Source organism: Flavobacterium sp., assembly GCF_036741995.1.
In the GTDB taxonomy this organism is placed as follows: domain Bacteria; phylum Bacteroidota; class Bacteroidia; order Flavobacteriales; family Flavobacteriaceae; genus Flavobacterium.
In genome coordinates this window covers 33781-47264 of the sequence record NZ_DAINRG010000017.1, presented here as the reverse complement: position 1 = coordinate 47264, position 13484 = coordinate 33781, and the positions used below count along the sequence as shown (strand labels likewise).

Here is a 13484-nt window from a genome sequence, read left to right as displayed (position 1 = left end):
CCAAAGCAATAGCCGTTTGTGGGGTGAAATCAAAACTCGCCGATCCATCATTCGAAGGATCATCACAAACTACTAAATTAGGAGGTGTAACCGGAGTGGCAACGCATAACGACGAATTGATATGCAAAGCAAATTGTGTTGTTGTAATACAACCTGTGGCATCATCTTCAACTGCAGCATAAATAATTTCTCCTTCTGTCCCGGTATAAGATGTTGGTGTGCCAATTTGATTGGCTATGTTTTGCGCTTCAAGTAATGAGTGATGAAAAGTAAGACTGTTACTTAAACCATTTAAGATAGCCGCAGAATTGTCTGTTAAATCAAAAGTTGGATAACATTCCGTCAAATCACTTGGAGTGCCAACTGGAAGTGAGGCAATATGATCAACCACCATACAGTCTGTCTGTTGACAACCGCCGGGATATGTAATCGTCACACAATAATTACCCGCTTGTACAATGTCATAAGTATAACCATTTGCACCAGGAATAGGGTTTCCGTCTTGAGTCCAAGCATATGTTGCACCGGCAATCGGAACTGAACCGGCTTGTGCTGTAATAACTTTTGAACCACAAACAGCATTGGCTCCTGAAAAATCATTTAATCCTGCATAAGGACCTGTCCCTGAAATATCTGCAGAACCAATATCAAAACTTCCCCCTCCTAAAAATACAGCAGAGTCATAAGAGCCATCATTTAAATCTGAAATAACAAGCTTAATATGATAAACATTATTAGGAATAACAGCCGATGTAGCTGTCATTAAAGTGGTTTGACCATTAAAATTTGTTGCAGATCCTGCCGCATTTGTACCTTGATTGTTGGATCCGAAATAACCACTATTAGCAGCACTACAGGAAGCATTGGTGTTATCATGGATTGTGGTAACCGAAATAGGTGTCGTGGTAGAAGGAATCAAAGCCAAATTTTGTGCTGGTGTTCCCGCCGTAACATTGGTCAGAAAAAAAGCAAAAGCATCAGAATATGTACATTGAAAAGTACCATACTCATCCGAAGCAAACAAGAAATCAAAACTCATTTGATTGGTTAACGGAGTAAAGTCAAATTCTAAAACCGTAGCATTATAATATTCGTCACCACCCGCAGCATCAATGATTCCCAAACCATCCATATAATTTAACAAATCTGCATCTCCTGGCCAGGAAAACGATCCGTCACTCAAAGTAGAACCATTTGGCCCGTGAGCATTCAAAGCGTTCCCAGTACTCAAAATAACCCCTGAAGTTAAAGGAAAATTAGGATTAGTATTGGTAAAAAAACCTATCCCGTTGGAAGAACCAAAATCAGTTCCTGTACTCCAAGATATATTACTAACCGTTCCCACACATGAAGAACTTCCTCCACTGCTTGGCGCAAATAAAACATCCTGAACAAGTTGCGGGACAGTGTAAGTAGTATTGTTAACCGCAATGGCTTGCGAGAAGGATTTTAACCCTGTTAAAACGAGAAAAAAAGCAAGTAAAATTCGTTTCATCAATATGGAGTTTCTTGAGTATTTTAAGAATCTTAAGCCACCCAATATGTTAATTAATTGTTTAAATGCCCAAATATAAGTATTCATAGAAAATAACTTTGTTAAATTTGCAAAAAAATACACTACTACTATGAAAATCACTATAAAAGAAACTCAAAACCCAACTATCCTGAAATTTGAATTCCCCGATTTCATAACTCAAAACGAAAGCTTTGAATATAAGAACATTGACGAAGCCAAAAACTCCCCTCTGGCGCAGCAACTTTTTTATCTTCCGTTTGTAAAAACCGTATACATTTCGGGAAATTTCATTGCTATTGAAAGATTCAGCATAGTCGAATGGTCTGACGTACAAGAAGCAGTTGCCGAACAAATAGAAAGTTATGTCAACAACGGTGGCGTGATTGTGTTGGCCAATGAAAATCCAACCAAAAAGCAACCGATAACGGTTTATGGCGAAACCACGCCCAACCCGGCTTCGCTGAAATTTGTAGTCAATAAAGCCTTGACCAAAACCGCTGTAGAATTCAAAAACATAGACGAAGCAAAACCTTCGCCTTTGGCACAGGAATTATTCAAATTTCATTTTGTCAAAGAGATTTTCATTAGCGAAAATTATGTTTCGGTAACCAAATACGAAAGCACTTCCTGGGATGAAATCACCATAGAATTACGCACATTCATCAAACAATTTATCGAAAATGGTGGAACCGTTATTGACGAAAGCCTGATTATAGCTGACGAAAAACACGAAAAACAACAAATCAAAAACTTTGATCATCTTGATGTGACTTCGCAACAAATCATCAATATTTTGGAAGAATACGTAAAACCGGCCGTAGCGGCTGATGGCGGAAATATTCTGTTTGATTCCTACGACGAAAGTGAAAAACGCGTAAAAGTAGTACTGCAAGGAGCTTGTAGTGGCTGCCCTTCGTCAACTTTTACTTTGAAAAGCGGTATTGAAAACATGCTGAAAGACATGCTTAATGATAAAGATATTATTGTGGAAGCCCTAAACGGATAATCCATATTCAAAAATAAAAAGTAACTTTAAGCGTCCAAAACCGGACGCTTTTTTTATTCAAATCATGAACGAACTGCAACTCGAAACCAGTCCCTATTTATTGCAACACGCGAACAATCCGGTGCATTGGAAAGCCTGGAACCCTCATTCTTTGGCTCAAGCCAAAGAGCAAAACAAACTCATCATTATCAGCATTGGCTACTCTGCCTGTCATTGGTGCCACGTGATGGAGCACGAAAGTTTTGAAAACAACGAAGTCGCCGAAGTAATGAACGCCCATTTCATCAACATCAAAATCGATCGCGAAGAACGCCCGGATATTGATGCGGTATATATGAAAGCGGTGCAAATTATGACCGGTCAAGGCGGTTGGCCGATGAATGTAGTGGCGCTTCCCGACGGAAGACCGATTTGGGGCGGCACTTATTTCAGAAAAAATGACTGGATTAATGCTCTAGAAAAACTTCAGGAAATTTACACTCAAAACCCAGAAACCATTTTTGACTATGCCCAAAAACTGCACGATGGTTTGCAATCGTTGAGCATTATCCAAACTCATGACACTACCGATTTCAACTTTGAAATTTTAGAAAAACTGCTGGAGAAATGGCAAAAAAGTTTCGATTGGGAATTTGGTGGTATGGCGCGCGCACCCAAGTTTATGATGCCCACCAATTACGAATTTCTGTTGCGTTATGGCTATCAAAAAAACAACCACACAATACTGGATTTTGTAAATCTGACTCTGACCAAAATGGCTTACGGTGGTTTGTTTGACACGGTTGACGGCGGTTTTTCGCGTTATTCTGTGGATATGAAATGGCATGTGCCTCACTTTGAAAAAATGTTGTATGACAATGGTCAATTGGTTTCGCTTTACGCCAATGCTTATAAATTGACCCAGAATAAACTCTATAAAGAAGTCATCGAAAAGACTTTGACTTTCGTCGAAAAAGAATGGCTGACCCACGAAGGTAGTTTTTATTCGGCACTCGATGCAGATAGCCTGAATGTTGAAAATCACCTCGAGGAAGGCGCTTTTTACGTTTGGACAAAAAAAGAATTGCAAACGATACTGCAGGAAGATTTTGAGTTGTTTTCAGTAGTTTTCAACATCAATCCGTTTGGGCATTGGGAACATGAAAATTATGTATTAATTCAAAATGAATCTTTAGAAGAAATTGCCAAAGAGCAAAAAATTGCTTTAGAAACATTGGAACAAAAGAAAAAATCCTGGGAACAAAAACTCTACCATGAAAGAGAAAAACGCAGCAAACCAAGACTGGACGACAAATGCTTAACTTCCTGGAATGCCCTTATGCTAAAAGGTTTTGCGGAAGCTTACAAAGCGTTGAATGAAAAAAAATATCTTGACATTGCCTTGCAAAACGCGCAATTCCTAGTCAAAAATCTTTGGAGTCCCGAAGGTAATTTGTTCCGAACTTACAAAAACGGCAAAGCCACCATCAACGGCTATCTCGAAGATTATGCTCATGTGATTCAGGCTTTCATTAGTTTGTATGAAGCGACTTTAGACGAAAGTTGGCTGCAAAATGCCAAGCAGTTGACCGACTATTGTTTTGATTTCTTTTACGATGACAAAGCTCAGTTTTTTTCGTTCACTTCCAAAAAAGACACAGAACTAATCACCGCTCATTTTGAAGTGGAAGACAATGTGATTCCGGCCGCGAATTCAGTGATGGCAAATAATTTATTTCAGTTAAGCATCTACTTCAACAACCGTTATTACGAAACTATTGCCCGGCAAATGACCCAAAATATTGTTCCGACTATTGATTATCCTTCGGCATTTTCAAATTGGCTCAATGTGTTTTTGAATTTTTCGGAGCAAAATAAAGAGCTGGCCATTTGCGGTAACAAAGCGTTTCAGTATTTGGAGCAAGTCAATCAAAAATATTTACCAAATATGGTTATTGCCGGAACTAGCAAGGATTCGACACTTCCATTTTTGGAAAATCGCTTTTCGGAAACCGAAACTTTATTTTACTTGTGTCAAAACAAAACCTGTGACCTTCCGACTGCTGATTTTGAAGAAATTATCAAAGAAATTACACTAAAATCTTAGAAAAAAATCGTAATATTGTTATTATTAACCAACAAAAATTAAAGTCATGGGATTTGGAGATTTTTTTAAAAACTTATTTGGCGGTGCCAAAGGAAAAGCTGCTGATACTGCCGGAAATTTTGCTGAAGAAGCCATTGAAAAAGTAAAAGAAATGGCGGAGCCAATGATGGACAAAGTAGACGAATTTGTAGAAACGGCCAAAGAAAAAGTAAGCGAGTATGTTCCGCAAGCCAGCGAAACGATTGACAATATTGTAGATTCGGCTAAAGAAAAAGTAAGTGAGTTTACGGATAATGCGGAAGAAACCGTAAAAGAAAAAGTGAGTTCATTTGCCGATGACGCTTCTGAACATGCGGAAGAGGCTGTTAAAAATGTCACAAATCGCGTAGAAGAGAACGCCGATTAATTACTAAAATTAGTATTTTTGCATACCTAATATCCCGATTCGTCGGGATTTTTTTAGCGCTTTATGGAAAAAAAAGAACTGCACTACATTCATTCTTTTGGAGAATATGTTGACCAATTCATCAACGCCTTGATTGATTATTCCCCGAAACTGATTTCGGCATTTATTATCCTTTTTGTGGGATTGTATACCATTCGATTCATCAATCGTTTGGCCAGAAAGATTATGATTAAAAGAGAACTGGATCCAACTTTATCCAGATTCCTGGCCGACAGTTTGCTTTGGGCGTTACGCGTCTTATTGTTTGTGACTTTCATTTCCAAATTAGGCATTGAAACCTCTTCATTTGTGGCTATACTGGGCGCTGCTGGTTTGGCAGTTGGTTTATCCTTACAAGGTTCATTATCCAATTTTGCGGGTGGAATGCTGATTATTTTATTCAAACCTTTTCGCGTTGGCGATACTATTGAAGCTCAAGGAGTAACCGGTGTGGTGAGTGAAATTCAGATTTTTGTTACCAAATTAATTACCGGAAACAACCAAACTATTTTTGTGCCGAATGGCAATTTGTCAAACGGAACCATCACCAACTTTTCAATGGCCGGAATGAGAAGAGCTGACTTGTTGTTTTCGCTTTCGTATGAAACCAATATCAAAGCGGCCAAAGACATCGTGCTACAGGTAATGCAGGCACATCCTAAAGTTTTGAAAACTCCCGCTCCTACTGTTTCGGTGAGAGACTTGAGCGATTCTGCCATTCATTTATCCATAAAACCCTGGTCGAAAAATGCCGATTTTGGTGATATGTGTTCCGATATTCTGGAAAATTGTAAAGAAGCTTTTGACACTGCCGGTATAGTGATTCAGCCTTATGTAAGAGAGGCTTCGAAAGAGTAACTAGCCTTTTTTGGGCAACATAAAATCTTTTAAGTAAAACGGCTCAAAATAAGCCACATCTTCAAAATCCTTTTTGGTGAATTTTTCGAAGCTCAAAGCACTCATTTCTTTAGCTGACGGGTATACAATTTCGGGAAGAAAAGTAAAAGTATCTTTGGTTAAAACCGTTTGGCATTTTTCCTGACAATCGCCAATGAAATAGATGTTTTCTGCAATATCAGCATAACTATTTTCGGTTAACACTTCCGCCTGCACTTCCATGATTTTGGTGTGATTGCTGTCAAAAACAGCGCTGTAAACTTCCATTCTTCGGGCATCAATCATCGGCACAATCAAACCGTTGGCAACGGAAACCTGTTTGGCTAAAACCTGCAAAGTATCCACCGAAATCAACGGAACTCCCAACGCATAGCACAAGCCTTTAGCCGTAGAAACACCAATGCGCAAACCGGTATAGGAACCCGGCCCTTTGCTAATGGCAACAGCTTTAATTTGCTGAAAATTGATACCGGTTTCTTTTAAAATGTCTTCTATAAAAACATGTAATTTCTCGGCATGGGAATAACCCTGCTCGGCAATTTCTTTACACAAAAGAGTTTCACCGTCTTTGGACAAAGCCACCGAGCAATTCTTAGTGGCCGTTTCTATGTTGAGGATGTAGGTCAAGGTTTGAGGTTTAATAATGCTAATTAGTAGAAACCGTAATCGAAGAACCTTTTTTATCCTTGCTGTTCTCGGTTCCTTTCTTGACAGTCACTTTATCGCCAGAATTTAAGTCTTTGGTAACGGTTGTATAAGGACCCGTAATCACAACGTCGCCTTTCTTCAATCCGGAAAGTACTTCAATATTAGTATCGTCCTGAATGCCGGTTTTAATGACTCTGATTTTGGCCTTGTTGCCTACTTTCACAAAAACACATTCGTATTTTTTATCGCTTTTGGCTTTTACTTTGTCAGCTTCGCTTTGGTCTTTGATTTCAAATTTCTTAGTAGCTGTAGTATCGGATTTAATCACAACCGAACTGATTGGTACGCCAATCACTTTTTCTTTTCTTTTGGTAATGATATCAACTGTAGCGGTCATTCCCGGACGGAAAGGAGAATAGCTCGCTGGCTTTCCTTCTAATAAATCCTGATACGATTCTTTTAAGATTCTGACTTTTACTTTGAAATTGGTTACTTGATCCGCTGTAGTAGCAGTGCTGGCCGAATTGGAAATGCTCGTCACTATCCCTTTGAATTCTTTTTTCAGATAAGCATCCACTTGAATATTGGTACTGTCGCCCACATTAATCTTAACAATATCATTTTCATTCACATCTACTTCAACTTCCATATTATTAAGATTGGCTACTCTTAACAATTCGGTTCCTGTCATTTGTTGCGTTCCCAAAACACGTTCGCCCAATTCCACACCAAGTGACGAAATTGTTCCGTCTGCCGGTGAATAAATAGTTGTTCTTCCTAAGTTGTCTTTAGATTCAGTTACAGTAGCCGCTGCACTTTCTACATTATAATAAGCTGATTGTTTGCTGGCTTTGGCCACATCAAAGGAAGCCACAGCTTTGTCCCAATCCGATCTGGAAATAATTCCTTTATCGTATAAGGTTTTGTTTCGGTCATAATTGGCTTTGGCTTCTTTAAACGAAGCATCAGCCTGACTCAAACCGGCTTTGGTTCCTGATAAATTAGAAACCGAACGGTTCAATCCCGAAGTATAAAGCATCGGATTTATTTTGACCAACAAGTCTCCTTTTTTCACTACCTGTCCTTCTTTTACCGGCAATGCAATGATTTCCCCGGAAACTTCGGAAGAGATTTTCACTTCAATTTCAGGCTGGATTTTTCCGGTGGCGGAAACAGTTTCTACTATGGTGATTTGGTCTGCCGCGGCAGTTTCTACTTCAACCCCTTCGTCATGATTGCCAATGATTCCTTTTTTTGACAATACAATTAACACAGTAATTAAAACAATTACGATTCCGACTAACCAGTATATTTTCTTTTTTGACATGATTTATTGTTTTTGAATGATTGGGATTCCAAAATAAAGTTCGACTACTTTCATTTTAAAGATGTAATCGTATTTGGCACGGATAACATCCGATTGCGCCGTGGTGAAAAGCGTTTGCGACTGATTAAAATCAAAGGCATTCATCATTCCTACGGCGTATTTTTCTTTGGCATAATTGAAGGCTTCCTGACGGGCTTCAACAGTTGCGAGTGACGCTTCATACGTATTCAACGCGCCTTTAGCATCCGTGATGGCTTTGTAAACATTGGTTTCTAAGTCCAGTTTGGCCTGGTCAAAAGCATTTTTAGTTTTTTCGTAATTGATTTTGCTTTTGTCCACGTTGCCTCTGGCCGAAAACCCGTTAAAAATTGGGATTCTCAATTCCAATCCAAAATTGTGTCCTTTGTTATCGCTAAATTGTTCAAAAACCGGAAGTGGCCCTTGTACTATCGGATTGCCATTGATGTCAAGTCCAACGATTCTGTCGGTATAACTGGCTCTGGTGCTGAAACTGTAGAACCCTGACAAACTAGGTTGGAAGGCGCCTTTTGCTATCTTAATATCTTTGGCCGCCAGGTCTAAATTGCTCTGTGCGATTTTGATTTCCACACGAACCTGATTGGCTTTTTCTACAATAGCTTCGGGAGTTTCTGCCATGACCGGACTTGGTTTTGCTTCCATGTCCACATCGGCTATGTCAAAATTTTGAAAATCGTCTAATTTCAGTAATTGGGCCAAACTCAATCTCGAAATCAACAAGCTGTTTTCGGCGGCTACTACCTTTTGTTTGTCGGCAGCCACGGTAGCTTTCATATCTAATAAATCGCCACGGGGCACAACTCCGGCATCAACCAATTCCTGAGAACGCTTTAATTGCTTGTCATCATTAATGGCCTGAGCTTGTTGCACTTTTAAATTCTCTCTGTTGAAAAGAATGTCCAAATACGCATTGGCCACATATAATGAAATATCATCCTGCATTTTGGTCAATTGATATTGTGCGCCCAGTTGAGCCATTTTAGCTCTTCGCAAACGGTTTTGATTTTGCAGTCCATTGTAAATCGTAATATTCGAATTCAAACTGGCTGAAGTATATTGTGTGGTTTGGTTTTCGTAAAGTCCGGTGGTGATGTTTTGGTTTAAACCAATATTCCAAGAGTGCGAAGCTCCTACATTTAAACTCGGAAGAAAATTACCAACCGCCAGTTTTTTATCTATCGCGGTAGCTTTGACATCCAATTCGGATTGTTTGATAGAGATGTTGTTTTTTAGTGCATATTCCACACATTCCTGTATGGTCCATTTTTTGACTTGCGCCGAAGCGGTGGCTCCCAGAAGCAAAACAAAAAAGAGTACAAAAGAATTTTTCAGTATTTTTTTCATAGTAAATCGGTTAGGGAACCTCTATTTTCTGACTAAACAAAGATATAATTTTTGTCTTTCAATCCACAATTTAGAGACCTACAATCTTAGACTTTACTTTTTGGATTATGTTACAAGTTTATTGCGATTTTACTTTATTTTTGCCGAAATTTTATTTTGCATTATGTCTTCTATTAAATCAACTATTTCCATTCTATTGCTTGCTGTCTTATTCAACAGTTGTTCGACCACACAAAAAATCGAGGCTTTAAAACCGCTTCCTTCTGATGATACGCCTATGGTATACAAAACCAAGACTTCGTTTGTCAACATGCCTTTGGAAATTACTTTGAAAGAAATTGAAAATCAGTTGAACAAAACCTTAGCGGGCGAAATCTACAACGATTCCAATTTGGAAGATGATAATACCGAAATGAAGATTACCAAAACGGCTCCCATTCGTTTGGTGGAGAAAAACGGTAAAATTGAAACGATACTTCCTTTGAAAATATGGTCCAAATTCAAATACGGAACCGATTTCATGGGATTAAACGACACGCGGGAAATTAATTTAAACGGAACATTTACCTTGATTAGCGATGTGAAATTATCGAATTGGAAAATGTCAACCACTTCTAAAATAGAAGATTTCAATTGGTCGGAAAGCCCATCGATATTGGTAGCCGGAAGAAATGTTCCGATTACGTATATCATCAATCCAACGCTTTCTATTTTTAAGGCAAAAGTGGCTAAAAAGATAGACGATGCTATTGAAAACTCTTGCGATTTCAAACCTTATGTGCTTGATGTGTTGGAAAAAATGAGCACGCCATTTTTAACCAGTGAGCAATACCAAACCTGGTTTAAACTGATTCCGGTAGAAGTCTATGTTACCGATGCCGTTTTAGATAAAAGTGAAATCAAGATGGATTTGGGCTTAAAATGCAACATGCAAACCATGGTAGGTTTGAAACCGAAAAACAATTTTGACAAAACCGCCATTGAATTCAAAGCGGTAACTCGAGTTCCGGATAAAGTAACGGCAAACGTAGCGGCCATTTCAACTTATGAAAGTGCGGCACAACTTATTACCGCTAATTTTAAAGGCAAAGAATTTGCTGCCGGCAGCCGAAAAATTGTGGTACAAAATGTAGGTTTATGGCAAAGAGATGGCAAAATCATCATTGCTCTTGACATGACCGGAAGCATCAATGGAACGATATACCTTTCGGGAATTCCAAATTACAATACGGTTACCAAAGAAATCTACTTTGAGCAAATGGATTATGTGTTAAACACCAAAGGCATTTTGACCCGAACCGCTAATTGGTTGCTGCAAGGCGTTATTCTGAAAAAAATTCAGGAAAACTGTCGCTATTCTATCAAAGAAAATTTGGAAGATGGCAAGAAAAGCTTACTGCCATATCTGAACAATTTCTCTCCGATGAAAGGCGTTTTTGTTAACGGAACGATGAATGATTTCGAATTCGAAAAAGTAGAAGTTACCGACAAAGCCATCATTGCTTTTATTACTACTACCGGCAAAATGAGTGTGAAAATTGACGGAATGGATTAAGGTTTATTTTGGACTTTCAACCTTCTCTTTTTTGTAATACATTTTATAGATTACAAATCCGATTACTGCTACTAGGATGTAAGGAATAGCCATTAGAAAAACTATGCCGTCATTCACCGCTTCTACCTTTGTTTTATTGCCTTCGCTTTCTAAAGCCGCGCGACACATAGCACATTGCGCATTAGTAGTCATTCCTATCAGGAAAAAACACAATCCAATAAATAAGGTTTTACAATTAATTCGCATAATACGGTGAAATCATAAGATACACTACAACTCCTGTTACAGCCACATACAACCAAAGCGGGAAAGTGATTTTTGCTAATTTTTTATGTTTGTCAAATCGCTCAGCCAAAGCTCTTACATAGGTAAACAACACTAGCGGAATAATGGCAACTGACAATATGATATGCGAAATCAGGATGAAAAAATAAACATATCTGGAAGCACCTGCGTTAGCTTTTTCTGTAGCATCAAGCATTCCGTCTGCATTAATATCACCAAACTTTGTAGAATCGGCGGTCATGTGATAAGCCACATACATTACCAAAAAAATAACCGAACAGGCAATAGCTGTTGTCATCAGGCGTTCGTGCACCTTTCTGTTGCCATTTTTGATAGCCAATACGCCCATAATTAAAAGCATAGCGGTCAAACCATTAATGGAAGCATAAATGGGCGGCAAAAACGACAAAGGTTCTACCTGAATTCCGAAATCTTTTAGTTTAACCGTAAACAAAATAGCTACGGCTACAGGAATTAGTATCGATACCGCAATAATAGATCCTTTAAACTTTTTCTCTAACGTTTGGTTTCCCGAATTACTCATTTAATAGTTTTTTTATGTCTTCTGTAATGGCTTTAACTCCTTTGGCATCCAATCCATCGTAATATAGAATCGGATTGTTGAATTTATCTTTTCTGCAACGAATATTCCCTTTTTTATCAATCAGGGCAAAAAGTCCCGAGTGTTCAAAACCGGCAGTAATGTTTTTGTTTTCACCCACATACAGATTAAAACCTTTATTGGCTATATCGTAAATGTATTTTTTATCTCCGGTCAACAAATGCCAATTGGAAGATTTCACACCAATTTTTTCGGCGTGTTCTTTCAAAATTTTGGCAGTATCATGTTCCGGATTTATAGAAACCGAAGCGATTCCGAAATTGGGATTGCCGAAAAATTCGTTTTGAATGTCCACCATATTTTTATTCATGATAGGACAAATAGAAGGGCAAGTCGTAAAGAAGAACTCCACCACATATACTTTCCCTAAATAGGTTTCGTTGGAAATTTTGGCTCCGTTTTGATCGGTTAATACAAATTTGGGTGCCGGACCCACTTTCATTAAACCCGTATCCGAATTTTTATGATTGGAAACCGCATCCAAACGGTCTCCTTGCACTACGGTTCCATTACTTATTCTGTTTACAATTTTGGGAATAAAAATAATTCCGAAAACCAAAATGATAAACGCTAATCCGATATATGACTTTTTCATTTTTTGTATGCTCTAAATTTGACGGTCGGCATTGTTTCTTTTTAACGCCAAACGGTATTCTGCTAATATAATTTTCACATCGTCCACCATATCGTTATGCAGTTCTGCAGCCGATGCTGTATTGTACCCTTCTTTATATTCCGGCTCACCCTGAACGCTTTTGCCTTTTCGGCCACGAAGATTTCTCTTTTTGTCAATGATGTAAACTGTAGGTGTTCCGAATTTTGAATCCAATTTGCCTAACAGTTTTAAACTATTGAAATACGTCTGAATCTCGGCAGTCGAAGCAAACACAAAGTGATAGCGGGAAACATTGGAAATCTTGGCCAATTCTTTCAATAGTTTCTGTGCTTGTGGCTGCGTTCCTTCCGGAGCTATAAAAACAAACTGGAAGTCTTTAAAAGGACTGTAGTTATTGTATATTTTTTGATTGAGCGTGAAAAAATTACCGCTGTTCTCCATTAGGTTTTCGCCGGCAAATCCTAAGATGGTTATTTTTTTATTTAACGTTACCGCTTCTCCGTTTAAGGATTTCCATTGTGGGTTTACATCCGGTATCGTTTTGGTAATGGTAGGCAAAGTGATAAAACTGTTTACGCCCGAAGCAAAGAAAAGATAGGCTACAATTGGCAAAACAAACAGTACGAAGAGGACAATATTTTTTTTCATTTTAATTACGAAAAACTGATGTACAAAAATAAAAAAATCCCGATTGTTATCGGGACTCTTTTTGAATTAATATAGTGTTAAAAATTCCATTTAATGGTAGAATCTTTAAAAACCCCATAAACATAAGTTGCTTCTGTAAGAAGTATGAATAGTAAATATAATACAAGGAAAATAACGGTGGCAACTACGGCCCAGCGTAAACTACTTTTTTCACCTTCCATGTGCATGAAAGCCCAAACAATATAGTAAGCTTTATAAAGCGTTAGTATGATGAAAACCCAGTTCAACAAGTTCATGCTTAAAAAATTGTGCATGAATAAGGCTTCAGGTCTTATAATCCCTAGTGTTACCTCAACTATGGTTACAACAGATAAAAGTAAAAATACTTTCCAAATTCTGCCGGTATTTGATACATGTTCGTGTGCGTGTGACATAATGTAAGCTTTCTAA

General features: G+C 38.3%; 14 protein-coding genes. 5 read left to right on the top strand and 9 right to left on the bottom strand.

All coding sequences use genetic code 11. The features are described 5' to 3' along the window. A partial coding sequence (locus V7D82_RS07325; RefSeq protein WP_333600328.1) for a choice-of-anchor L domain-containing protein occupies positions 1 to 1495 on the bottom strand: 1495 nt, incomplete at its 3' end. A 130-nt stretch (positions 1496 to 1625) separates the two neighbouring features. Between V7D82_RS07325 and V7D82_RS07320 the strand changes: the two genes are divergently transcribed. The 4 genes from V7D82_RS07320 to V7D82_RS07305 all read left to right on the top strand — a co-directional run bounded on the left by V7D82_RS07320 (position 1626) and on the right by V7D82_RS07305 (position 5911). After that, entirely contained in the window at positions 1626 to 2522 is an 897-nt protein-coding gene (locus tag V7D82_RS07320; RefSeq protein ID WP_333600327.1) for a NifU family protein, read from the top strand. Between the two features lie 64 nt (positions 2523 to 2586). After that, positions 2587 to 4608: a thioredoxin domain-containing protein gene (locus V7D82_RS07315; protein ID WP_333600326.1), complete on the top strand. Its 2022-nt coding sequence runs from the start codon at positions 2587 to 2589 to the stop codon at positions 4606 to 4608. Between the two features lie 46 nt (positions 4609 to 4654). Further along, positions 4655 to 5014 carry a hypothetical protein gene (locus V7D82_RS07310; protein ID WP_333600325.1) on the top strand — a complete coding sequence of 120 codons (360 nt, stop codon included), beginning with the start codon at positions 4655 to 4657 and terminating at the stop codon, positions 5012 to 5014. Between the two features lie 63 nt (positions 5015 to 5077). Further along, positions 5078 to 5911, top strand: coding sequence for a mechanosensitive ion channel family protein (locus V7D82_RS07305; protein ID WP_333600324.1), 834 nt, complete (start codon positions 5078 to 5080; stop codon positions 5909 to 5911). Here the strand turns inward: V7D82_RS07305 and tsaB are convergent, their stop codons facing one another. Genes tsaB through V7D82_RS07290 form a run of 3 tightly spaced genes read right to left on the bottom strand, consistent with a single transcriptional unit; the run spans position 5912 to position 9308 of the window. After that, positions 5912 to 6577 carry a tRNA (adenosine(37)-N6)-threonylcarbamoyltransferase complex dimerization subunit type 1 TsaB gene (tsaB, locus tag V7D82_RS07300; RefSeq protein ID WP_333600323.1) on the bottom strand — a complete coding sequence of 222 codons (666 nt, stop codon included), beginning with the start codon at positions 6575 to 6577 and terminating at the stop codon, positions 5912 to 5914. A gap of 19 nt (positions 6578 to 6596) precedes the next feature. Next, positions 6597 to 7925 (bottom strand): efflux RND transporter periplasmic adaptor subunit, encoded by a 1329-nt coding sequence (locus V7D82_RS07295; RefSeq protein WP_333600322.1) that lies wholly within the window; start codon positions 7923 to 7925, stop codon positions 6597 to 6599. Positions 7926 to 7928: 3 nt separating this feature from the next. Next, a complete protein-coding gene (locus V7D82_RS07290) occupies positions 7929 to 9308 on the bottom strand; it encodes a TolC family protein (RefSeq protein WP_333600321.1) in 1380 nt (459 codons plus the stop codon). A 163-nt stretch (positions 9309 to 9471) separates the two neighbouring features. Between V7D82_RS07290 and V7D82_RS07285 the strand changes: the two genes are divergently transcribed. After that, positions 9472 to 10863, top strand: coding sequence for a DUF4403 family protein (locus V7D82_RS07285; RefSeq protein ID WP_333600320.1), 1392 nt, complete (start codon positions 9472 to 9474; stop codon positions 10861 to 10863). A 3-nt stretch (positions 10864 to 10866) separates the two neighbouring features. Here the strand turns inward: V7D82_RS07285 and V7D82_RS07280 are convergent, their stop codons facing one another. The 5 genes from V7D82_RS07280 to V7D82_RS07260 form a co-directional block, all read right to left on the bottom strand. Further along, a complete protein-coding gene (locus tag V7D82_RS07280) occupies positions 10867 to 11076 on the bottom strand; it encodes a hypothetical protein (protein ID WP_333600319.1) in 210 nt (69 codons plus the stop codon). A 22-nt stretch (positions 11077 to 11098) separates the two neighbouring features. Then, entirely contained in the window at positions 11099 to 11692 is a 594-nt protein-coding gene (locus V7D82_RS07275) for a DUF420 domain-containing protein (protein WP_333600318.1), read from the bottom strand. Beyond that, positions 11685 to 12365 carry an SCO family protein gene (locus V7D82_RS07270; RefSeq protein ID WP_333600317.1) on the bottom strand — a complete coding sequence of 227 codons (681 nt, stop codon included), beginning with the start codon at positions 12363 to 12365 and terminating at the stop codon, positions 11685 to 11687. The genes V7D82_RS07275 and V7D82_RS07270 overlap by 8 nt, the downstream gene beginning before the upstream one ends. A 12-nt stretch (positions 12366 to 12377) precedes the next feature. After that, complete coding sequence (locus tag V7D82_RS07265; RefSeq protein ID WP_333600316.1) at positions 12378 to 13034, bottom strand: hypothetical protein; 657 nt, start codon at positions 13032 to 13034, stop codon at positions 12378 to 12380. Between the two features lie 77 nt (positions 13035 to 13111). Further along, positions 13112 to 13468, bottom strand: a complete 357-nt coding sequence (locus V7D82_RS07260) for a cytochrome C oxidase subunit IV family protein (RefSeq protein ID WP_333600315.1) — start codon at positions 13466 to 13468, stop codon at positions 13112 to 13114. Positions 13469 to 13484 lie beyond the last annotated feature (16 nt).

Bases quoted from the DNA above. Each gene is read 5' to 3' on its own strand.
- V7D82_RS07265 (WP_333600316.1), bottom strand. From the start codon at position 13,034: ATGAAAAAAAATATTGTCCTCTTCGTACTGTTTGTTTTGCCAATTGTA.
- V7D82_RS07310 (WP_333600325.1), top strand. From the start codon at position 4,655: ATGGGATTTGGAGATTTTTTTAAAAACTTATTTGGCGGTGCCAAAGGA.
- V7D82_RS07295 (WP_333600322.1), bottom strand. From the start codon at position 7,925: ATGTCAAAAAAGAAAATATACTGGTTAGTCGGAATCGTAATTGTTTTA.
- V7D82_RS07320 (WP_333600327.1), top strand. From the start codon at position 1,626: ATGAAAATCACTATAAAAGAAACTCAAAACCCAACTATCCTGAAATTT.
- V7D82_RS07315 (WP_333600326.1), top strand. From the start codon at position 2,587: ATGAACGAACTGCAACTCGAAACCAGTCCCTATTTATTGCAACACGCG.
- V7D82_RS07270 (WP_333600317.1), bottom strand. From the start codon at position 12,365: ATGAAAAAGTCATATATCGGATTAGCGTTTATCATTTTGGTTTTCGGA.
- V7D82_RS07260 (WP_333600315.1), bottom strand. From the start codon at position 13,468: ATGTCACACGCACACGAACATGTATCAAATACCGGCAGAATTTGGAAA.
- V7D82_RS07285 (WP_333600320.1), top strand. From the start codon at position 9,472: ATGTCTTCTATTAAATCAACTATTTCCATTCTATTGCTTGCTGTCTTA.
- V7D82_RS07290 (WP_333600321.1), bottom strand. From the start codon at position 9,308: ATGAAAAAAATACTGAAAAATTCTTTTGTACTCTTTTTTGTTTTGCTT.
- V7D82_RS07305 (WP_333600324.1), top strand. From the start codon at position 5,078: ATGGAAAAAAAAGAACTGCACTACATTCATTCTTTTGGAGAATATGTT.
- V7D82_RS07275 (WP_333600318.1), bottom strand. From the start codon at position 11,692: ATGAGTAATTCGGGAAACCAAACGTTAGAGAAAAAGTTTAAAGGATCT.